The following is a 573-nucleotide window of genomic DNA, read 5'->3' as shown; positions in this document are numbered from 1 at the left end:
TTATGTGATCTACACCTCCGGCTCAACCGGAACCCCAAAGGGCGTCATGGTCGAGCACCACAACCTGGTCAATCTTACAGCATGGCATGTGCAAACGTTCTGTCGGCAACGAGAAACCTGCTGCGCACTCACGGCCGGAGTGGCATTCGATGCCAGCATTTGGGAGCTGTGGTCTGCATTATCCAATCGTAGCGCATTGCTGCTCTCGCCAAGAGCAGCAGCAGGAGATCCCCTGCTTCTACTGCAATGGTGGTGTGATCAATCGCTGGAGACCGCCTTTTTAGTCACGCCGCTGGCTACAACCGCGTTAGAAGACAAGCAAATAAATCCCACATTGGAGTATTTGCTTATTGGCGGTGATCGTCTCCAGCGTGTGCCTTCCCGGCTACCGTCGCCTCTCAAGTTAATAAACAACTATGGCCCGACGGAAGTTACCGTCGTGGCAACCTCGGGACGGCTCTTCAGTGACAACGTTGTGCCGCATATCGGGCGCCCGATTGCGAACACGCGGTTGTATCTTCTGGACGGTCATGGCGCGCCGGTGCCGTTCGGGGCGGTGGGGGAGCTTTACAT

1 protein-coding gene is annotated in these 573 nt (G+C 56.0%); it reads left to right on the top strand.

Annotated elements, in window-relative coordinates; genetic code table 11:
- The coding region (locus X738_RS80640) for an AMP-binding protein (RefSeq protein ID WP_156942801.1) at positions 1-573 on the top strand (573 nt) is incomplete at both ends.

It is taken from the genome of Mesorhizobium sp. L48C026A00, from assembly GCF_000502375.1.
GTDB lineage: Bacteria > Pseudomonadota > Alphaproteobacteria > Rhizobiales > Rhizobiaceae > Mesorhizobium > Mesorhizobium muleiense.
The sequence above is the reverse complement of the archived record's forward strand: the minus strand, read 5'-3'. Positions and strand labels throughout refer to the sequence as shown.